General features: G+C 74.9%; 18 protein-coding genes and 1 pseudogene. 13 read left to right on the top strand and 6 right to left on the bottom strand.

Annotated elements, in window-relative coordinates; all coding sequences use genetic code 11:
* The first annotated feature begins 8 nt into the window (after nt 1-8).
* The 5 genes from paaC (at nt 9) to JD78_RS07525 (ending at nt 3345) form a co-directional block, all read left to right on the top strand.
* Entirely contained in the window at nt 9-917 is a 909-nt protein-coding gene (gene paaC / locus JD78_RS07505; RefSeq protein ID WP_153361675.1) for a 1,2-phenylacetyl-CoA epoxidase subunit PaaC, read from the top strand.
* The gene (paaD, locus tag JD78_RS07510; RefSeq protein WP_228395317.1) at nt 914-1426 is read left to right on the top strand and encodes a 1,2-phenylacetyl-CoA epoxidase subunit PaaD; all 513 of its coding nucleotides are present in this window, start codon (nt 914-916) and stop codon (nt 1424-1426) included. The genes paaC and paaD overlap by 4 nt, the downstream gene beginning before the upstream one ends.
* On the top strand, nt 1427-2497 hold the full coding sequence (gene paaE / locus JD78_RS07515) for a 1,2-phenylacetyl-CoA epoxidase subunit PaaE (protein WP_153361674.1): 1071 nt from the start codon (nt 1427-1429) through the stop codon (nt 2495-2497).
* Entirely contained in the window at nt 2494-2907 is a 414-nt protein-coding gene (locus JD78_RS07520; protein WP_153361673.1) for a thioesterase family protein, read from the top strand. Before paaE ends, JD78_RS07520 begins: the two co-directional genes overlap by 4 nt.
* Before the next feature lie 234 nt (nt 2908-3141).
* Nucleotides 3142-3345 (top strand): cold-shock protein, encoded by a 204-nt coding sequence (locus JD78_RS07525; protein ID WP_153361672.1) that lies wholly within the window; start codon nt 3142-3144, stop codon nt 3343-3345.
* A 457-nt stretch (nt 3346-3802) separates the two neighbouring features.
* Here JD78_RS07525 and JD78_RS07530 read toward each other — a convergent pair whose 3' ends face one another.
* Nucleotides 3803-5965 carry a DEAD/DEAH box helicase gene (locus JD78_RS07530; protein ID WP_228395316.1) on the bottom strand — a complete coding sequence of 721 codons (2163 nt, stop codon included), beginning with the start codon at nt 5963-5965 and terminating at the stop codon, nt 3803-3805.
* A 599-nt stretch (nt 5966-6564) separates the two neighbouring features.
* On the opposite strand from JD78_RS07530, the gene purU reads away from it, so the two are divergent.
* The 5 genes from purU (at nt 6565) to JD78_RS07555 (ending at nt 11502) form a co-directional block, all read left to right on the top strand.
* On the top strand, nt 6565-7473 hold the full coding sequence (gene purU / locus JD78_RS07535; RefSeq protein ID WP_153361671.1) for a formyltetrahydrofolate deformylase: 909 nt from the start codon (nt 6565-6567) through the stop codon (nt 7471-7473).
* Complete coding sequence (gene folD / locus JD78_RS07540) at nt 7473-8405, top strand: bifunctional methylenetetrahydrofolate dehydrogenase/methenyltetrahydrofolate cyclohydrolase FolD (protein WP_228395315.1); 933 nt, start codon at nt 7473-7475, stop codon at nt 8403-8405. Before purU ends, folD begins: the two co-directional genes overlap by 1 nt.
* Before the next feature lie 203 nt (nt 8406-8608).
* On the top strand, nt 8609-9475 hold the full coding sequence (locus JD78_RS07545) for a methylenetetrahydrofolate reductase (protein WP_153361670.1): 867 nt from the start codon (nt 8609-8611) through the stop codon (nt 9473-9475).
* Nucleotides 9476-9562: 87 nt separating this feature from the next.
* A complete protein-coding gene (gene ligM / locus JD78_RS07550; RefSeq protein ID WP_153361669.1) occupies nt 9563-10960 on the top strand; it encodes a vanillate/3-O-methylgallate O-demethylase in 1398 nt (465 codons plus the stop codon).
* Between the two features lie 194 nt (nt 10961-11154).
* Nucleotides 11155-11502: a GNAT family N-acetyltransferase gene (locus JD78_RS07555; protein ID WP_208104028.1), complete on the top strand. Its 348-nt coding sequence runs from the start codon at nt 11155-11157 to the stop codon at nt 11500-11502.
* Here the strand turns inward: JD78_RS07555 and folP are convergent.
* The 4 genes and pseudogenes from folP to JD78_RS22545 all read right to left on the bottom strand — a co-directional run.
* The gene (gene folP, locus JD78_RS07560; protein ID WP_228395314.1) at nt 11470-12342 is read right to left on the bottom strand and encodes a dihydropteroate synthase; all 873 of its coding nucleotides are present in this window, start codon (nt 12340-12342) and stop codon (nt 11470-11472) included. The two genes, JD78_RS07555 and folP, sit on opposite strands and share 33 nt — an antisense overlap.
* Nucleotides 12343-12560: 218 nt before the next feature.
* Nucleotides 12561-13196: a cytochrome P450 gene (locus JD78_RS22090; RefSeq protein ID WP_243730997.1), complete on the bottom strand. Its 636-nt coding sequence runs from the start codon at nt 13194-13196 to the stop codon at nt 12561-12563.
* Nucleotides 13145-13774, bottom strand: a complete 630-nt coding sequence (locus JD78_RS22095; protein WP_243730998.1) for a cytochrome P450 family protein — start codon at nt 13772-13774, stop codon at nt 13145-13147. Before JD78_RS22095 ends, JD78_RS22090 begins: the two co-directional genes overlap by 52 nt.
* 17 nt (nt 13775-13791) lie before the next feature.
* Nucleotides 13792-14715 (bottom strand): annotated as a pseudogene (locus JD78_RS22545) (PDR/VanB family oxidoreductase); the annotation flags it as partial.
* Nucleotides 14716-14863: 148 nt separating this feature from the next.
* Between JD78_RS22545 and JD78_RS07575 the strand changes: the two are divergent.
* The 3 genes from JD78_RS07575 to JD78_RS07585 are packed head-to-tail and all read left to right on the top strand — an operon-like array spanning nt 14864 to nt 17464.
* On the top strand, nt 14864-15652 hold the full coding sequence (locus JD78_RS07575; protein WP_166521057.1) for an IclR family transcriptional regulator: 789 nt from the start codon (nt 14864-14866) through the stop codon (nt 15650-15652).
* A gap of 59 nt (nt 15653-15711) precedes the next feature.
* A complete protein-coding gene (locus JD78_RS07580; RefSeq protein ID WP_166521058.1) occupies nt 15712-16386 on the top strand; it encodes a M23 family metallopeptidase in 675 nt (224 codons plus the stop codon).
* A gap of 43 nt (nt 16387-16429) precedes the next feature.
* On the top strand, nt 16430-17464 hold the full coding sequence (locus tag JD78_RS07585) for a uroporphyrinogen decarboxylase family protein (protein ID WP_166521059.1): 1035 nt from the start codon (nt 16430-16432) through the stop codon (nt 17462-17464).
* Nucleotides 17465-17492: 28 nt separating this feature from the next.
* Here the strand turns inward: JD78_RS07585 and JD78_RS07590 are convergent, their stop codons facing one another.
* Nucleotides 17493-18956 (bottom strand): protein adenylyltransferase SelO, encoded by a 1464-nt coding sequence (locus JD78_RS07590; protein WP_166521060.1) that lies wholly within the window; start codon nt 18954-18956, stop codon nt 17493-17495.
* Nucleotides 18957-18964 lie beyond the last annotated feature (8 nt).

Raw genomic sequence — 18964 nt, forward strand, 5'->3', positions numbered from 1 at the left:
GAGTCACCTTGCACGAGGAGACCGTCTACGACGCACTGGACTCCGCGCACGGCGGTGCAGGCCAGTGGGCGTTCGGCACCGGGTTCGACGAGCCCCTGGCCGGGGTCGACACCCGGGCCCCCGACGGCGTCGACCCCACCGACCTGGGCGGGTACTGCCTGATGCTCGGCGACGACGCCCTGGTGCTCGCCCAGCGGCTCACCGAGTGGATCACCGCTGCACCCGAGCTCGAGGAGGAGGTGGCGATCGGCAACACCGCCCTGGACCTGCTCGGCCAGGCCCGGCTGCTGCTCGCCCGCGCCGGTTCCCTCGGCGTGCTCGGCCGCTCCCGCTCGCTGGCCACCGGCTCGATCCCCGACGAGGACGCGCTGGCCTACTTCCGCGACCCCGACGAGTTCCGCTGCACCGCGCTGGTCGCGGCGGAGAACGGCGACTTCGCGCGGACCACCCTCCGGCTGCTCGTCGCCGCGACCGTCCGGCTGGCGGTGGTCACCCGGCTGCGTGGCTCGCGCGACCCGGTGCTCGCGGCGATCGCCGGCAAGGCCGTGCACGAGCTGACCTACCACCGCGACCACGCCGCCCGCTGGGTCCTGCGCCTGGGCGACGGGACCGCCGAGTCCCACCGGCGCGCCCAGGACGGCGCCGACGCCGTCTGGCCGCTGCTGGCCGACCTGTTCACCGCCACCGACGTCGAGCGGCGGCTGGCCGGCGCCGGCGTGGGCGTCGACCCGGCGGACGTCCGCGACGAGGTGCGCGAGGTGCTGACCACGGTGCTCCGGCAGGCGACGCTGCGGGTGCCCGACTGGCCGGCCGGCACGGCACCCCGCGGCCGGACCGGCGTGCACGGACCGGAGCTGACCGGGCTGCTCGCCACCCTGCAGGGCCTCGCCCGTGCGCACCCGGCGGCGACCTGGTGACCGGCGCCCGGCCCGGCCTCCGGGACGCGCGGGCGGTGGCCGCGACGGTGACCGACCCCGAACTGCCGATGGTCACCCTCGCCGACCTGGGCGTGCTGCGCGACGTCCGCACCGAGCAGGACACGCTGGTCGTCGAGATCACCCCGACGTACACCGGCTGCCCGGCCCTGGGGGTCATGCGCGCCGACCTGCTGCACGCCCTGCACCGGGCCGGCTTCGAGCGGGTCGACGTCCGCACCGTGCTCGCGCCCGCCTGGACCACCGACTGGATCAGCGAGACCGGCCGCCGGGAGCTGGCCGCCGCCGGCATCGCGCCGCCCGGCCCCGCTCCCGCGCGGACCACCGGCCCGGTGCCGCTGCAGCTGCGACCGGTGCGCCGCACCGCCACCTGCCCGCTGTGCGGCTCCCCCGGCGCCGACCAGGTCAGCGAGTTCGGCCCGACCGCCTGCACGGCGCTGTTCCGGTGCCGGTCGTGCGGCGAGCCGTTCGAGAAGGTCAAGGAGGTCTGAGTGGTCCCCCGACGCCGTGCTCGGTTCCACCCGCTCACCGTCGCCTCGGTCGAGCCGCTGACCGACGACGCGGTGGCGGTGACCTTCGCCGTCCCCGACGAGCTCGCCGCGGACTTCCGGTTCCGGCCGGGCCAGGCGCTCACCCTGCGCCGGGTGGACGGCGATCGCGACGAGCGCCGCTCGTACTCGATCTGCGCGCCGGTCGGGTCGCCGCCCCGGGTCGGGGTGCGCGAGGTGCCCGGCGGGTTCTTCTCCTCCTGGCTGGTGCACGACGTGCGGCCCGGCGACCGGATCGAGGTGCTGCCCCCGGCGGGCACGTTCACCGCCGACCTGGACGTCCCGGGCGACCACGTCTTCGTCGTCGCCGGCTCGGGCATCACCCCGGCGGTCGGCCTGGCTGGCACGGTGCTGCGGGACGGCGTCTCGACCGTCACCGTGTTCTACGGCAACCGCCGCACCGACACGGTGATGTTCGCCGACGAGCTCGCCGACCTGAAGGACCGCCACGGCACCCGGCTGCAGCTGGTGCACGTGCTCTCCCGCGAGCGCCGCGACGCCGAGCTGACCAGCGGCCGGCTGGACGGCGACCGGCTGCGGGCGCTGGTGGACGCCTTCGTCGACGCCGGCCGGGTCGACCACTGGTGGCTGTGCGGCCCGCACGGCATGGTCACCGACGCCCGTGCCCTCCTGGGTGAGCTGGGCGTGCCCGCCGAGCGGGTGCACCAGGAGCTGTTCTTCGTCGACGACGCCCCGCCCGAGCCGGTGCGCGGCGACGAGGGGACGGTCACCGGCCCGAGCAGCACGGTGACCGTGGTGCTCGACGGCCGGACGACGACCCTGGCGCTGCCGCGGGACTCCCCCGTGCTCGACTCGGCCCAGCGGGTGCGCGGCGACCTGCCGTTCGCCTGCCGTGGCGGGGTGTGCGGCACCTGCCGGGCCCGGGTGACCGACGGCGAGGTGCGGATGCGGCGCAACCACGCCCTCGAGCCGGCCGAGGTGGCGGCCGGGTTCGTGCTCACCTGCCAGGCGCTGCCGGTGTCCGCGGCCGTGACCGTGGACTTCGACGCATGAGGCCGGTCCCGGCCGGCGCGACCGCCTCGGTCGAGGTGGTGGTGACCCCCGAGATGACCGTCCGGTTCGACGAGCTGGGCCCGGTGCACCCCGTGTACGCCACGTACCGGATGGCCCAGCACTTCGAGGAGGCGTCCCGCAAGCTCCTGCTGCGGTACCTGGAGCCGGGCGAGGACGGCATCGGCCGGTCGGTCACCGTCGAGCACCTGGCGCCCAGCCGGGTCGGCGACCGGGTCCGGGTGACCGCCACCTGCACGGAGCAGCGCGGCAACCGGCTCACCTGCACGTGCACCGCCGCCGGCGTCGACGGGGACGGCGAGGCGCGCGAGCTGGGCCGGGGCGGCACGGTCCAGGCCGCCCTGCCCCGGGCCGCGCTCCGCGCCCGGCTGGCCGGCCCCGCGCCCGGCTGATGCCCCTGCCGGGGGACCCCCCCGGACCACGGTGTGATGACGTTCCTGGGCGGTCCGCCCCACAGGAGGCGGTCGAGGCCGTACAGTCCACGGTGATCGCCGTTGTGCCTCTGCTTCGTTCCCGGACGTCCGCAGTCGTCTCTGCCTGACGTTCCCTCTCGGTCCTGCCGGTCGGTACGGCGATCCCGGCGCGACGACTGTCGGCCGGACAACCCCCACCGGGACGAGGACGACATGACCCAGGGCACCGTGAAGTGGTTCAACAGCGAGAAGGGCTTCGGCTTCATCGAGCAGGACGGTGGCGGCCCCGACGTGTTCTGCCACTTCTCCGCGATCAGCGGTAGCGGCTACAAGTCGCTGGACGAGGCGCAGCGCGTCGAGTTCGACGTCACGCAGGGCCAGAAGGGCCCGCAGGCGGAGAACGTCCGCCCGATCTGAGCCACGTGACGAGGCCCCGGCGTTCCACGCCGGGGCCTCGTCCGTCTCCGGGCCCGGCGCCCGGCGGACGGATCGATCCGGCACCGCCCCGCCCACCCAGGAGGCCCCCCATCGCCACACCCCGGTCCCGCTGCGCCGACGCCCACCTCGGGTGCACCTGCCGCGGCGACGGCGCCGTCCACGCCCAGCGCGCCCGCGAGCGCGACGAGGCCCGCGCCCAGGCAGCCGACGTGGTCCCGTGCCCCGAGTGCGGCCGGCCCACCACGCCCTACCAGCTGGTCACCTGGGGCAACTGCCGCGCCTGCCGCACCGCCCACTCCCGCTCGGTGGAGCCGCTGCGCTGGTGAGCCTGCGCTGGTGAGCCTGCGCTGGTGAGCCTGCGCTGGTGAGCCCGCGCTGGTGAGAAGCCGGCTCGCCGGTGAGCACGGCCCACCGGCGAGCAGCACCGGCCGCCGGTTCAGTCGTCGGCGGGCACCGGCAGCGGCGCGACCGGCACCGGCCGCGCCTCCAGGGCGTCGGTGAGCAACGCCACCAGCGCCTCCAGCTGCACGTCGGCCGACGACTGCACCTCCTCGTCGGAACCGTCCAGCGCCCGGGCGGCCAGCCCCGCCTTGCTGTCGATCAGCTCGGCGATCCGGGCGTCGATGGTCTGCGCGGCGATGATCCGCCAGGCGGTGACCGGCTCGGTCTGCCCGATGCGGTGGCTGCGGTCGATGGCCTGGGTCTGCTCGGCGTCGGTCCACGACAGCTCCGCGAGCACCACGTTGGACGCCACCTGCAGGTTGATCCCCACCCCGGCCGCGGTCAGCGAGCAGACGGCGACGGCGACGCCCGGGTCGTTGACGAAGGCGTCGACGTTGCGCTGCCGCACGCCGGGCGTCTGGTCCCCGCGGATGGAGGAGAACCGCACGCCCTGCTTGGTGAACACCTGCTCGGCGGCGTCCATGACGTCGACGTGCTTGGCGAAGAAGACCACCTTGCCGGCGCTGCGGGCCAGCTGCGCGGCGTAGTCGGCGGCGAGGTCGGCCTTGGCCTGGCCGATCCGGCGCAGCATGCCGAAGACGTTGTCCCCGTTGCTGGAGGTCGTCGCGTCCTTGAGCTCCCAGCGGGCCACCGTGCGGACCAGGTCCGCGTCGATGCCCTCGACCTGCTCACCGGCGCGGCGGTTGGCCAGCGCGGTCTCGTACCGGGCGACCATCCGGCGGGCGAGGTCGCGCTCGGCGGCGCGGATCGAGCGGCCGGCCGCGCCGTCCAGCTCGACCGGCAGGTCCGCGATCCGGCGGGCGGGGATGTCGGCGGCCACCTCGACCTTGCGGCGCCGGACGATGCCCATGTCGATGACGCAGCGCCGGGCGGCGGTGTAGAAGCCCGGGTCGGCCGGGGTCAGGCCGACCTCCTCCAGGGCGTTCATCAGCTCGCCCAGCGGCTTCGCGTCGTCGATCCAGCCGAGGAACTGCCAGATCGCCCGGAAGTCCTCGATGTCGTTGATCAGCGGCGTGCCGGTCAGCGCCATGAGCAGCGGCCGGACGGTGCGGGTGCGCAGCCGCTCGGAGAGCTCGAGGACGTGCTGGGAACGCTGCGAGGTCTTGTTCTTGATGAAGTGCGCCTCGTCGACCACCATGCCGCGGAAGCCGAAGTCGCCGAGCCAGCCCACGTGCCGGTCGAGCACCTCGTAGTTCACAACCACGACGTCGGCGAAGCCGTCGACGGTCTCCCCGTTGCCGTGGATCACGGTGGCCCGGCGGCGCGGCGTCCAGCGGGCGGCCTCGCGGGCCCAGTTGGTCTTGACCACGTTCGGCACGACGACCAGCAGCGGGTAGGCGTCGGCGGCCTCCGCGGCGAGCAGCGCCTGCGCGGTCTTGCCCAGCCCGGGCTCGTCGGCGAGCAGGAAGGTGCGGTGACCGGCGGCCGCGGCGGCCACCAGCTGCGCCTGGTGGGGCATCAGCTCGGCGCCCCCGGGCAGCGGCCGGGCCGACGGTGCGGGCAGCGGCATGCACGCGGCGTCGCCGCCGCCGGCCCGCTCGAAGGAGTTGAGCAGCGGGCCGATCAGCTCCCAGCCGGCGAGCCGGCGCGGCCGGGCCACGGGCGGGGGCGCGGCGGAGAAGTCGGGCGCGAGGAAGGGGTTGGCCAGCTGCCGGGAGATCACCGACTGCGGCACCACCCGGTGCTCGGGCGCCGCGGCCGGCGTGGCCGCGGGCTCCGGCTCGGGCTCCGGCTCGGGTTCGGGCTCGATGCCGACCGACCGCTGCATCTCCTGCTGCAGCGACCGGGCGGCGGAGGTGACGACGGCGTCATCGGCCAGCAGCGCGAGCAACCCGGGGTCGCGCACGGCGGTCTTGGCCAGGATCGTGCCGATCCCGTCGATCTTCTTGAGCTGCTCGGACCGGGCGGCGGAGCTGAGGCTCTCGTCCGCCCGCACGCGGGCGTGCTCCTCGCGCACCATCAGGGCGACGACCTGGAACTTGGTGCGCACCGCCGGGGTGACGCGGCCGGCCTGGACGGCGGCCTCCACCGAGCGGACGGTGCGGGACAGCAGCGTGACGACGTCGCCGGGGACGCGTCGCTGGTTCCGCGGGGCCGCACGTCGCGGCCCGGTCGGGCGCTGGCCTGATCGGCCCACAGATCCTCCTCTGGATGCCGCGCGCGGAGTCGCCCGCGGCATGGTGCTGCGCACCGCCCCGGAGCCGGGCGACGGACGTCGCGGACGGCGGGCCTCCGGTGCCCACCCCGCGCCGGGACCTGGCCGGGCGGACCTCCGTGAGGCCGACGCCTCGGCCCCTGGGACCCCACCCTCGCGGAGGGACCGGAGCCTCCGATCGGCGGCCGGGGCGACACACGGTGAGCCGGACGTCGCCGCCTGACACCCTGCAGGTGCCGGGTGGTCGGTGCTGGTCCGAGGCTACCCGGTGCCGGGCCGGCGGGCAGCGCGCACCGTCCCGCCGTCGTCCGCGGGACCACCGGCGTTCCCGGGAGGACAGCCGGGCCAGCGGGCGCGGCGTCGGCGTGGGAGCCTCCGCTCGTGACGCACCCGGTCCCGTCCGCGCCGTCCGCGCCGCGACTACGTCACTTGTCGCGGTGGGCCCGCGACGCGCGCACGGCCCGGTCCCGTCATCCGGGTGATCCGCCGTGACGCACCTCATTCCTAAGGTGCACTGAGAGACGTGGCCGGTCCACCCCGGCCACCCACCGTCCCAGCGACCCCTGCCAGGAGCCTCCCCCATGAGCCAGATGGTCACCCTCGGCGCCCCGCGTGCGGCAGCGTCCCCGATGCCCGGCACCCGGGACGTCGGCCGCCTGCTGGTGCAGTGCGACGACCGACCCGGCGTCGTCGCCGCGGTCTCGACCTTCCTGGCCGAGCACGGGGCGAACATCATCGAGCTCGGCCAGTACTCCACCGACCCGGAGGGCGGGCGCTTCTTCCAGCGCACCGTGTTCCACCTCGACGGGCTGTCCGCCCAGCAGGAGCGCCTCGAGGCGGAGTTCGCCGACGTCGCCGCCCGGTTCGGGCTGGACTGGTCGCTCACCCGGGCCGACGAGCCGAAGCGGGTGGGCATCATGGTCTCCCGCTACGACCACTGCCTGCTGGACCTGCTGTGGCGGGTCGGCCGCGGTGAGCTGGCGATGAACCCGGTCCTGGTGGTGAGCAACCACGCCGACCTCGCCGACGAGGTGCGCGCCTTCGGCGTCCCGTTCATCCACATCCCGGTCACCAAGGACACCAAGGCCGAGGCGGAGGCCCGCCAGCTGGAGGTGCTGCGGGGCAACGTCGACCTGGTCGTCATGGCCCGCTACATGCAGATCCTCAGCAACACGTTCCTGGAGTCCGTCGGCTGCCCGGTGATCAACATCCACCACTCGTTCCTGCCGGCGTTCATGGGGGCCAACCCCTACGTGCAGGCGAAGTCCCGCGGCGTGAAGCTGATCGGCGCCACGGCGCACTACGCCACCGCGGACCTGGACGAGGGTCCGATCATCGAGCAGGACGTCACCCGGGTGTCGCACGCGCAGACCTCGGCCGAGCTGCAGCGCCGCGGCGCCGACGTCGAGCGCTCGGTGCTGGCCCGCGCGGTCACCTGGCACTGCGAGGACCGGGTGTTCCGGCACGGCAACGCCACCGTGGTGCTCTGATGGACGGCAAGTTCATGGACGGCAAGTTCATGGACGGCAAAGCGCTGGCGAAGCAGGTGCGTGAGCGGACGGCGGCCGAGGTCGCCGAGTTCACCGCCCGCACCGGCCGCCGTCCGGGGCTGGCCACCGTCCTGGTCGGCGACGACCCGGCGTCCGCGGTCTACGTGGCCAGCAAGCGCAAGCAGTGCGTCGCCGCCGGGATGACCGACCACCACCGGCTGCTGCCGGCGACGGCGTCCCAGGACGAGGTGGCCGAGGTGCTCACCGAGCTGGCCGCCGACCCCGAGGTCTCCGGGATCCTGCTGCAGCTGCCGCTGCCGGCCGGTCTGGACGCCGGGGCGCTGGTGCAGCTGATCCCCGCGGCCAAGGACGTCGACGGGCTGACCACGCTCAGCGCCGGACTCCTCGCCCAGGGGCGGCCCGGCCTCCGGCCGTGCACCCCGTCAGGGGTGATCGAGCTGCTCGACGCCCACGACGTGCCGCTCGAGGGCGCCAACGCGGTGGTCATCGGCCGCTCCGAGCTGGTCGGCAAGCCGGTCGCCCAGCTGCTGCTGCAGCGCAACGCGACGGTGACGATCTGCCACTCGCGCACCCGCGACCTCGCCGAGGTCTGCCGCCGCGCCGACGTCGTCGTCGCCGCTGCCGGCCGCGCCGGCCTGGTGCAGGGCGACTGGGTCAAGGAGGGCGCCGTGGTGGTCGACGTGGGCATCCACCGCACCGACGCCGGCCTGGTGGGCGACGTCGACACCGCGGCCGCCGCGGAGCGGGCCGCGCTGATCACCCCGGTACCCGGCGGCGTCGGCCCGATGACCATCGCGATGCTGCTGCACAACACGCTCGTCGCCGCCCGCGCCCAGTTCGACGCCCAGTTCGACGCCCAGTTCGACGCCCAGTTCGACGCCGGGGCCGACGCCGGGACCGGGGCGGGCTGAGGTCGCACGGTGCCCGCCCGCGCGACATTTGACCCGCTCACGGCTGCCACACCCGCCCGCCGCGGAGCCGCCATTGCACTGTGCCGCCGGTCACAGGCCCGTCCCTATGGTGACGGGGGGACGACGGCCACCGGCCGGCCCGCCCCAGCCCCGCCGCCCGCGCCCCGTCCCCGGGTGCGCACCCCACGAGGAAGGGACACGGAGTGAACAGGTCGCTTCCGCGCAACCCCGAGACCCGCGCCGCCCTGCGCCGGACGTTCGAGACGCTCGGCTACGAGGTCATCCCGTTCAAGAAGACCGGGGACGACGTCCAGGAGCACGTGCCCACGGACGTCCGCCTGACCGTCACCGCCTCCCCGGCGAAGGGCATGGGGGCGACCGTCGAGCTGGCCGTCCGGCTGACCCAGGCCGGCTACACCGTGGCCCCGCACTTCAGCGCCCAGCAGATCCACGACCGGGCACACCTGACCGACGTCATCGCCCAGGTCCGCGAGGCCGGCATCACCGAGGTGTTCGTCGTCGGCGGTGACCCGACCGACACCCCCACCGAGTTCAAGGACGCCCACGCGCTGCTGCTGGCGATGAAGGAGATCGGGCACCCGTTCACCGAGGTCGGCATCGGCGGCCACCCCGAGGGCCACCCGTCCGTCTCCGACGACGTGCTCTACGGCGCGCTCGCCGACAAGGCGCCCTTCGCCCAGCACATCACCACCCAGATCTGCTTCGACACCGGCAAGATCCTCGGCTGGGCCCGGGAGCTGCGCCGCCGCGGCGTCGACCTGCCGATCCACATCGGCATCCCGGGCGCGGTGACCCGGCAGAAGCTGCTGCGGGTCTCCAACGGCCTCGGTGTCGGGGAGTCGGCGAAGTTCCTCAAGAAGCAGCAGAACCTGCTGTGGCGCTTCTTCGTGCCCGGCGGCTACAGCCCCGACGGCATCATCCGCGGCCTGGCCCCGGAGATCGGGGCGAGCGACCAGCGGATCGAGAAGTTCCACGTCTTCACCTTCAACGACCTGGCGCCGACCGAGGCGTGGCGGCAGCAGATGCTGTCCCGCCTCGCCGAGCAGTAGGCCGGCACCACCCGCACCAGTAGCACCGCACCAGCCCGCCGCCCTCCTGGGCGGCACCGGGAAGCCAACGACGACGAACGGACCCAGATGAGCGCCAAGAACCTGCAGGAACTGCTGGACCAGAAGGGCAACACCGTCGAGCTGCTGCGCGACTCGCAGATCGGCGCCTACATCTACCCCGTGGTGCCGGCGGAGTTCACCAACTTCCGGCGTGAGGTGAAGTCCTGGCAGAACACCGCCGTGCTGTTCGACCAGTCCCACCACATGTTCAACACCTACGTCCGCGGCGCGGACGCCCTCAAGCTGCTGACCGACACCGGCATCAACAGCACCGCGAACTTCCCGGTCAACAGCGCGAAGCAGTTCGTGCCGGTCTCCCCCGAGGGCGGCGTGATCGGTGACGGCATCCTCTTCCGGCTCGCCGAGGAGGAGTTCGTCTTCGTCGGCCGCGCGCCGGTGGCCAACTGGCTGATGTTCCACGGCAGCAAGGGCTACGACGTCGAGCTGGAGAACGACCCCCGCTCCCCCTCGCGCCCCTACGGCAAGCAGGTGACCCGCAGCGTCTGGCGTTTCCAGATCCAGGGCCCGCGCGCCTGGGACGTCATCGAGAAGCTCAACGGCGGCCCGGTCGAGCAGCTCAAGTTCTTCCGGATGAGCACGATGAACATCGCCGGCCACGAGGTCCGCACCCTGCGCCACGGCATGGCCGGCGCCCCGGGTCTGGAGATCTGGGGCCCGTACGAGACCTACGACCAGACCCGCGAGGCCATCCTCGAGGCCGGGAGCGAGTTCGGCATCGAGCCCTGCGGCTCCCGCGCCTACTCCAGCAACACGCTGGAGTCGGGCTGGATCCCCTCGCCGCTGCCCGCCGTCTACACCAGCGAGGGCCTGCGCGAGTACCGCGAGTGGCTGCCCGCCGACGGCTACGAGGCCACCAACGCCCTCGCCGGCAGCTACGTGTCGGACAGCATCGAGGACTACTACCAGAACCCGTGGGAGCTGGGTTACGGCGGCTTCGTGAAGTTCGACCACGACTTCATCGGCCGCGACGCCCTGGAGGCGGTCGACAAGGAGAGCCAGCGCCGCAAGGTCACGCTGGAGTGGAACGCCGAGGACGTCGCCAAGCTGCTGGCCTCGCCGGTGGACAAGAACGGCCCCGGCTACCAGTTCTTCGACCTGCCCAACGCCAACTACGGCTCGTCGAGCTTCGACCGGGTCGAGGACGCCGACGGCAGCCTGCTGGGCCTGTCGATGTTCACCGGCTACAGCTCCAACGAGCGCGTGGCGCTGTCCCTGGCGACCGTCGACCCGAGCGTCCCGCACGGCGCCGAGGTCCGGGTCATCTGGGGCGAGCCGGACGGCGGCAGCAAGAAGACCACCGTCGAGCCGCACGAGCAGTTCAGCGTGCGCGCCATCGTGAGCCCGGCGCCCTACACCGCCATGGCCCGCGAGAGCTACCAGCCGGGCTGGCGCACCGGCAGCTGACCTCCGGGTCGGTCGCACCAGGGGCCGGGGAGCGCTGCGCACGCAGCGTTCCCCGGCCCCTGGCCGTTTCGCGGGACCGGAGCGGTGATCACCCCGGCACCAGCGGGGTCTCCTCCGCGCTGTGACCCCGCTGGAGCCGGGGTGATCATGAACCGGCGGCGCGTACCTTCCCGGCTTGCCCGCTGTCCCAGTCGGTGCCGGGGGCGGCCTACGTGCACGTCATCGGGGTGGACCCGGCCCACCGTGGGCAGCGGATCGGCCGCTGGCTCCACGAGCAGTTCGCCACCACGGCGTCACGTCGCGGTGCGACCGTGGTGCGCTGCATCACCAGCCCGGGCAACCGGGCCTCCGTCGCCTTCCACACCCGCCTGGGGTTCGAGGTGGAACCGAGCGCAACCCTCGTCGACGGTGTCGCGGTGCAGTCGGACTACGACGGCCCCGGCCTGGACCGGGTCTGCTTTGTCCGCGACCTGTCCCGACAGCCGGGCGTCGGTGCCGGCCGCCCGGGGTCAGTCGCCGGCGACGGCGGCGAGGACGCGTAGCGCGTCGGCGGTGCCGGCCACCTCGTGCACCCGCACACCCCAGGCGCCGGCCTGCGCGGCCAGCACGGTGGTGGCCAGGGTCGCCGGGTCCCGCTGCTCCGCCGTCCGGACGACGCCGCCCTGCTCGGTGAGCACCGCCTGCAGGAACCGCTTGCGCGAGGCGCCCACCAGCAGCGGCAGGCCCAGGTCGACCAGCGCGTCCAGGTGCCGCAGCAGCGCGACGTCGTGCTCGGGCCGCTTGGCGAACCCCAGCCCGGGGTCGAGCACCAGCCGGCCGGCGTCCACGCCCGCGGCGACGGCGGCGTCGGCCCGGGCGGTCAGCTCCGCCCGCACCTCGGCGACGACGTCGGTGTAGCTGGCCGCGGCGTACATGTCCCGGCTGTGGCCGCGCCAGTGCATGAGCACCCAGGGCACCCCGGCGTCGGCGACGACGCGGGCCATCGCCGGGTCGGCCAGCCCGCCGCTGACGTCGTTGACCAGCACCGCCCCCGCGGCGATCGCGGCCTCGGCCACGGCCGCGCGGGTGGTGTCCACGCTGACCGCCACGCCGGCCGCGGTCAGCTCGGCGACCACCGGCACCACCCGGCGCAGCTCCTCGGCGACCGCTACCCGGTCCGCGCCCGGGCGGGTCGACTCCCCGCCCACGTCCACGACGTCGGCGCCGTCGGCGGCCATCGCCAGCCCGTGGGCCACGGCGGCGTCCGGGGTCGCCCACAGCCCGCCGTCGGAGAACGAGTCCGGGGTGACGTTGAGGACGCCGAGCACCGTGCACCGGCCGGTCCGGCGCAGCAGCGGGGAGGCCAGCTGCGGCGCACTGTGCGAGTTCACGACGGTGGCCACGCGGTGCTCCTCGCGACGGGGCGGCGCCGGGTGGCCGCCGATCCGTCGACGCTACGGAGCACCCACCGCCGGCGGATCGGGCCGACGCCCCACCCGGACCGCGACAGATGTCCTGGCCGGCGCCGGCCCCTGACCTGCACGGTTCGTCGGCGCCCTGACCCCGGCACCCCCGGCAGCCGGCGGAGTCGCTGCGCCTCCTGGTGGGGGCCCGCTCCTGGTCAGCGCAGGGTCAGCCGCAGCGGCAGGCTGTCCAGCGCCCGCAGGGTGTTGTTGTGGTGCCGCCGCACCGGGCCGGCGAGCTCGATCGACCGCACCCGGCGGCTCAGCGCGATCAGCACCGCCTCGGCCTCCAGCCGGGCGACGTGCTGCCCCACGCACTGGTGCAGGCCCATGCCGAAGCCCATGTGCCCGGACGGGTCCCGGGTCAGGTCGAACCGGTCGGGGTCGGACCAGCGTCGTGGGTCCCGGTTCGCCGCGGCGTAGGACATGAGCACCTTGCGGCCGGCCGGGACGACGGTGCCGCCGATCGGGACGTCGGTGGTGGTGGTCCGGAAGAACAGCTGCACCGGCGACTCCCAGCGGACCGCCTCGTCGAAGGCGATCCGGGCCAGGGACGGGTCGGCTCGCAGGCGGTCCCACTCCCCGGGGTGCGACGCGAGCCCGTACAGCACCGCGGAGATGCCGTGCACGGTCGTGTCCACCCCGGCGGTGAGCAGCGAGCGCACCATCAGCGGCGCCTGCTGCGGGGTGATCTCACCGCGGTCGGCGGCGGCCCAGATCGCGGCACCGAACCCGTCGCCGGTCAGCGCCTCCCGGGCGCACTGCTCCCCCACCCAGCCGGACAGCTCGGCCACCCGCGGTTCCCCCTTCGCGACCAGGTCGTTGGGCGGCCCGAAGGCGTTGAACGCGTGGTCGCCGTAGGGCAGCAGGTTCTCCCGCCCCTCGGGCCGATCCCCACCGCGTCGGGGAACACCCGCAGCGGGAACACCTGGGCGATGGCGCGGACGGCGTCGAACTCGAGGCCGGCGCCGAGGACCTCGTCGACCAGCTGCTCGGCGTCGGCCACCCACCGCGCGCGCAGCCGGTGCAGCGCCCGCTGCCCCAGCACCCGGCCGAGCACCCGGCGGGGTGCGTCGTGCCGCGGCGGGTCGGCCTCCAGCAGCACGCTGGGCGGCCGCCACGGCTGCTCGGTGCGGTAGTTGGCCAGCCCCACCCCGGCGCCGCTCTCCAGCCGCTGCCAGTCGACCGCCGCGGCGTGCACCTCCTCGTACCGGGCCAGCGCGAGGACGTCGTAGCGGCTGAGCCGGACGACGGGGCCGGCCTCGCGGAGCTCCTGGTGCACGGGGAGCGGGTCCTCGAGCACGTCGTGGGCGAACGGGTCGACGTCGCTGACGGGCAGGTCGGCGAGCGCGGTGGTCGGCGTGGCGGTCATGGTCGGCTCCCGGTCGGTCACAGGTCGAGGACGAGACGGTCGCTGCGGGCGCGGGAGACGCAGGGGTACATGCAGTCCCCCGCCGCCCGGTCCTCGTCGTCCAGCAGGGCGTCGCGGTGGTCGGGGGTGCCGGCGAGCACGACCGTCTCGCAGGTGCCACAGGTCCCCTGGCGGCAGGAGGAGAGGACGTCGACGCCGGCGGCGGCCACCGCCTCCAGGACGGAGATCCCCGGGTCCACGGTCACCGTGCGTCCGCTGCGGTGCAGCTCGACGACGAACGGCGTGGTGCGCACCGGTGCCAGGACGTCGGCACCGGCGAAGCGCTCGGTGCGCAGCGTGCGCGCCGGCCAGTCCGCGCACGCACCCTCCAGCGCGGCCAGCAGCGGCGCCGGGCCGCAGCCGTAGACGCGCACCCCCGGCCGGGGTGCGCCCAGGAAGCCGGCCAGGTCCAGCAGGCCGACCTCGTCCTGCGGGCGGACCAGCACCCGGTCGCCGTGGGCCGCGAGCTCGTCGAGGAACGCCATCGACCCGCGGTGCCGGCCGCCGTAGAGCAGCCGCCAGTCGGCGCCGAGCAGGTCGGCCTGGGCGATCATCGGCAGCAGCGGCGTGATGCCGATGCCGCCGGCGACGAACAGGTAGGAGTCCGCCGGCACCAGCGGGAAGTTGTTCCGCGGCCCGCCCAGCTGCACCTGGTGTCCCGGCTGGAGCTCCCCGTGCACGTAGGCGGACCCACCCCGGCCGGCCGGCTCGAGCAGCACGCCCAGCCGGTAGGCGCGGGGGTCCCACCGGTCCCCGCACAGCGAGTACTGCCGGGTCAGCCCGTTGCCGAAGGTCAGGTCGACGTGCGCACCCGGCGTCCAGTCCGGCAGCCGCCGCCCGTCGGCCGCAGCCAGGGTCACCGCCACCACGCCGTCGGCCACCGGCGTCTTGGCCAGCACGCGCACCATCGGGCGGCCCGCCGTCCTGCGTTGCTGCTCCTCGTCGAGCACACCGACCCCCTCGTCGTCGCTGCGCCGAGGGTGCGACGCGGGTCACTCTGCGGCACAGCCCTTTCTCATTGGCCGAGACGACTGGTGGCAGACTGCGTACGTGGCCCGTTCCGCGACCGGGGAGTCGGTGCTCACCCGCGCCGTGCGGGTGCTCGACGCCTTCTCCGCCGAGGAACCGGCGCTGACGGTCGGCGAGGTGGCCCGGCGCAGCGGCCTGCACGTGGCGACGGCGTCCCGGCTCGTCGCCGAGCTGGTGCGCCACGGGCTGCTGGAGCGCGGCCCCGGCCGGGAGGTGCGGATCGGCGTGCGGCTGTGGGAGCTGGGTGCGCGGGCCTCGCCCACCGTCTCCCTCCGCGACGCGGCGATGCCGTTCGTGGAGGACGTGCACGCCGTGGTCGGGCACCACGTCCAGCTGGGGGTCCGCGACGGCGACGAGGTGCTCTTCGTGGAGCGGCTCAGCGCCCGCGACGCCGTCATCAACTTCACCCGGATCGCCGGCCGCCTCCCGCTGGCCACCTCGTCCTCGGGCCTGGTGCTGCTCGCCTACGCGCCGCTCCCGGTGCAGGAGGGGCTCCTCGCCCAGCCGCTGCAGCCGGTCACGGCCGCCGGGTTCGGCACGTCCGCCCAACTGCGGTCCGCCCTCGCCGACGTCCGGCGGACCCAGGCCGCCGTCCTCCCCGGTCACCAGCACCCGGATGCCACCGGGATCGCCGTGCCGGTCCGCGACGGCGCCGGACAGGTGGTGGCGGCGCTGTCGGTGATCGTCCCCAACGACGGCCGCGCAGCCGAGCTGGTGCCCCTGCTGCTGACGGCCGCCCGCGGCATCGGCCGGTCGCTCGGCCGGTCGGCCGCCTCTGCAGACGGGGCGGGACGCCGAGATCGGACCTGACGGGACACCGCCCCGCACGGCATGCTGAGCCCGCCCGCCCACCGAACCGAGGAGCCGGGATGCCGGTGACCGAGACCGTCGTCCTCCGGCTGCCGTTCGACGGCACCTGGCGGGCGGTGAACAGCCCGGCGCGGCGGGTGCCCAGCCACGGCAGCGACCTGTTCGCCACCACGCACGCCATCGACTTCGTCGCCGTCGCCGGGCAGGAACCGGCCCGGCGCCGCGACTGGCGCACGGCGCTGGCCACCGAGCCGCCGGAGCGGTTCGTCGGGTTCGGCCGGCCGGTGCTCTCCCCCGCCGCCGGCCGGGTGGTGACCGTGCACGACGGCGAGCCCGACCACGCGGCGCGGCGGTCGGTGCCGGCCCGGCTGTCCTACGCGCTCACCCAGGCCTCCCGCGCGCGGGGCGGCGCCGGGGCGCTGGCGGGCAACCACGTCGTCCTGGCCGCCGGCGACGGCGCCTACGTCGTCCTCGCCCACCTGCGCGCCGGATCGATCGGCGTGCGGGTGGGCCAGCACCTCGAGCCGGGTGAGCCGGTCGGCGAGTGCGGCAACTCGGGCAACTCGACCCAGCCGCACGTGCACCTGCAGGCGATGGACGACGCCGACCCGTTCCGCGCCCGCGGGGTGCCGATGGTCTTCGCCGGCCTGCGGGTGTGGCCGGCCGGCGGCGGACCACCGGCCGAGCTGCGGCACGGCATGCCCGGCGAGGGCGACGTCGTCGAGCCGTGGTGAGGCCGTCCGCGCGCGCTCCGGTCCGGCAGGCCAGGATGGGCGGATGCGCCGTGAGCTCCCGCCCCTGCCCACGATGGTCGTCGGCAGCCTGCCGCAGCCCGACTGGCTGATCGACCGCGAGCGGCTGGGCCACCAGTTCCCGCCACGCGTGCGGGCCGCCGAGCTGTGGCGGATCCCCGCCGAGCACCTCGCCGAGGCCCAGGACGACGCCACCCTCGCCGCGATCCGCTCCCAGGAGGAGGCCGGGCTGGACGTGGTCACCGACGGGGAGATCCGCCGGGAGTCCTACTCCAACCACTTCGCCACCGCGCTGGCCGGGCTCGACCTGGACTCCCCCGGGCACGTGCGCAACCGCTCGGGCATCGACATCCCGGTGCCCCGGGTGACCGGCGAACTGCGGCGCCCGGCCCCGGTGCAGGTCGCCGACGTGGAGTTCCTGCGCGCGCACACCGACCGGGCCGTGAAGATCACCGTCCCCGGCCCGTTCACCATGGCCCAGCAGGCGCAGGACGACCACTACGGCGACGACCGGGCCCTGGCGCTGGCCTACGCCGACGTCGTCCGCGCGGAGATCGCCGACCTGTTCGCCGCCGGCGCCGACATCGTGCAGGTCGACGAACCGTGGCTGCAGGCCCGCCCGGAGATCGCCCGCCGGTACGGCGCCGAGGCGCTCACCCGGGCGGTCGAGGGCGCCGCCGGGCCGGTGCACGTGCACCTGTGCTTCGGCTACGCCGCGATGGTCGCCGAGCGCCCGGCCGGCTACTCGTTCCTGCCCGAGCTCGCCGACGTGCCGGTCGCCGCCGTCTCGGTGGAGACCGCCCAGTCGAGCCTGGACCCGGCCACCCTCCGGCCGCTGCGCGGGACGGGCATCGCGCTGGGCGTGCTGGACCTCTCCACCCCGGAGGTGGAGACCCCGCAGGTGATCGCCGACCGGGTGCGCCGCGCGCTGGACTCGGTCGACGTGACGAAGCTGATGCTGTCCAGCGACTGCGGGCTGAAGTACCTGCCGCGCGCGTCGGCGGCGGGCAAGATGCGCGCGCTCGCCGAGGCCGCCGCGCTGCTGCGCACCGAGATCTGAGCGGTGCTCCGCACCGAGCTGTGACCGGTCAGGTGCCGCAGAAGGTCGTATAGGGGCCGAACGTGTCCGGCGCGGGGGCGGCGTAGCGCGCCAGCCCGGGCCGCTCGTCGAACGGGCGCCGGACCACGGCGACCAGCTGCTCGACCGGACCGAGGTCACCGGCGGTGGCCGCGGTCAGTGCGTCCTCGACCAGGTGGTTGCGCGGCACGTACACCGGGTTGGTGCGGTCCATCAGCGCGGCGTCCGGCGCCAGCGCGCGCCAGCGGTCCAGCCAGACGTCGAAGGCGGCCAGGTCCAGCACCAGCCGGCGGGCCGGCTCGGCGTCGCCGCGGGCGGCGGTGCCGAGCGCACGGAAGAACGACGTCCAGTCGACCCGGCTCTCCTGCAGCAGGGGCAGCAGCTCGTCGACGACCGTGGTGACGGCGGCGTCGTCCAGCCCCTCGGGCAGGCCGAGCTTGGCCCGCATCCCCACCGCCCAGGCCGCGTTGTACCCGCGGCGGAAGCGGCCGAGCGCCTCGACCGCGATCGGCACCGCCTGCTCCTGGTCGGTGTGCAGCAGCGGCAGCAGCGCCTCGGCGAGCCGGGCCAGGTCCCACTCGGCGGCCAGCGGCTGGTTGCCGTAGGCGTACCGGCCGCTGCTGTCGATCGAGCTGTACACGGTCGCCTGGTCGTAGCCGTCGAGGAACGCGCAGGGCCCGTAGTCGATCGTCTCGCCGGAGATGGTCACGTTGTCGGTGTTCATCACCCCGTGCACGAAGCCGACCAGCATCCACCGCGCCACCAGCGACGCCTGCGCGGCGACGACCGCCTCGTACAGCGCCAGGTACGGCTGCTCGGCGTCGGCCGCCGCGGGGTGGTGCCGGGCGATGGCGACGTCGGCCAGCCGGCGCAGCAGCTCGACGTCCCCGGTGGCCCGGGCGTACTGGAACGTGCCGACCCGCAGGTGGCTGCTCGCCACCCGGGCGAGCACGGCGCCCGGCAACAGGGTCTCCCGGCGCACGTCCCGACCGGTGGCGGTGACGGCGAGCGAACGGGTGGTCGGGATGCCGAGGGCGTGCATCGCCTCGCTGACGACGTACTCGCGCAGCATCGGCCCGACGGCGGCCAGGCCGTCGCCGCCGCGGGCGAACGGGGTGCGGCCGGAGCCCTTGAGGTGCAGGTCGCGCCGCCGGCCCGCGCCGTCGACGAGCTCGCCGAGCAGCAGCGCCCGCCCGTCGCCGAGGCGGGGCGAGTAGTTGCCGAACTGGTGGCCGGAGTAGGCCTGCGCCACCGGGGAGGCGCCGTCGGGGACGGCGTTGCCGACCAGGAAGCGGACACCCTCGGGGCTGCGCAGCCAGGCGGGGTCCAGCCCGAGCTCGTCGGCCAGCCGGTCGTTGAGGACCAGCAGCGTGGGCGCGGGCGCCTCCTCGGCCTGCCACGGGAGCGCCAGCTCGGGCAGCGCGCGGGCGAACCCGTCGTCGAGACGGACGGTCGGTCCGGGGGCGATGCTCACCCCGACCA

Source organism: Modestobacter roseus, from assembly GCF_007994135.1.
Lineage (GTDB): Bacteria > Actinomycetota > Actinomycetes > Mycobacteriales > Geodermatophilaceae > Modestobacter > Modestobacter roseus.

Excerpts from the sequence above, each read along its gene's own strand:
- JD78_RS07520 (WP_153361673.1), top strand. The coding sequence starts at position 2,494 with ATGAGGCCGGTCCCGGCCGGCGCGACCGCCTCGGTCGAGGTGGTGGTG.
- folD (WP_228395315.1), top strand. The coding sequence starts at position 7,473 with ATGGACGGCAAGTTCATGGACGGCAAGTTCATGGACGGCAAAGCGCTG.
- JD78_RS07580 (WP_166521058.1), top strand. The coding sequence starts at position 15,712 with ATGCCGGTGACCGAGACCGTCGTCCTCCGGCTGCCGTTCGACGGCACC.
- JD78_RS22095 (WP_243730998.1), bottom strand. The coding sequence starts at position 13,774 with ATGACCGCCACGCCGACCACCGCGCTCGCCGACCTGCCCGTCAGCGAC.
- ligM (WP_153361669.1), top strand. The coding sequence starts at position 9,563 with ATGAGCGCCAAGAACCTGCAGGAACTGCTGGACCAGAAGGGCAACACC.
- purU (WP_153361671.1), top strand. The coding sequence starts at position 6,565 with ATGAGCCAGATGGTCACCCTCGGCGCCCCGCGTGCGGCAGCGTCCCCG.
- JD78_RS07525 (WP_153361672.1), top strand. The coding sequence starts at position 3,142 with ATGACCCAGGGCACCGTGAAGTGGTTCAACAGCGAGAAGGGCTTCGGC.
- JD78_RS07585 (WP_166521059.1), top strand. The coding sequence starts at position 16,430 with ATGCGCCGTGAGCTCCCGCCCCTGCCCACGATGGTCGTCGGCAGCCTG.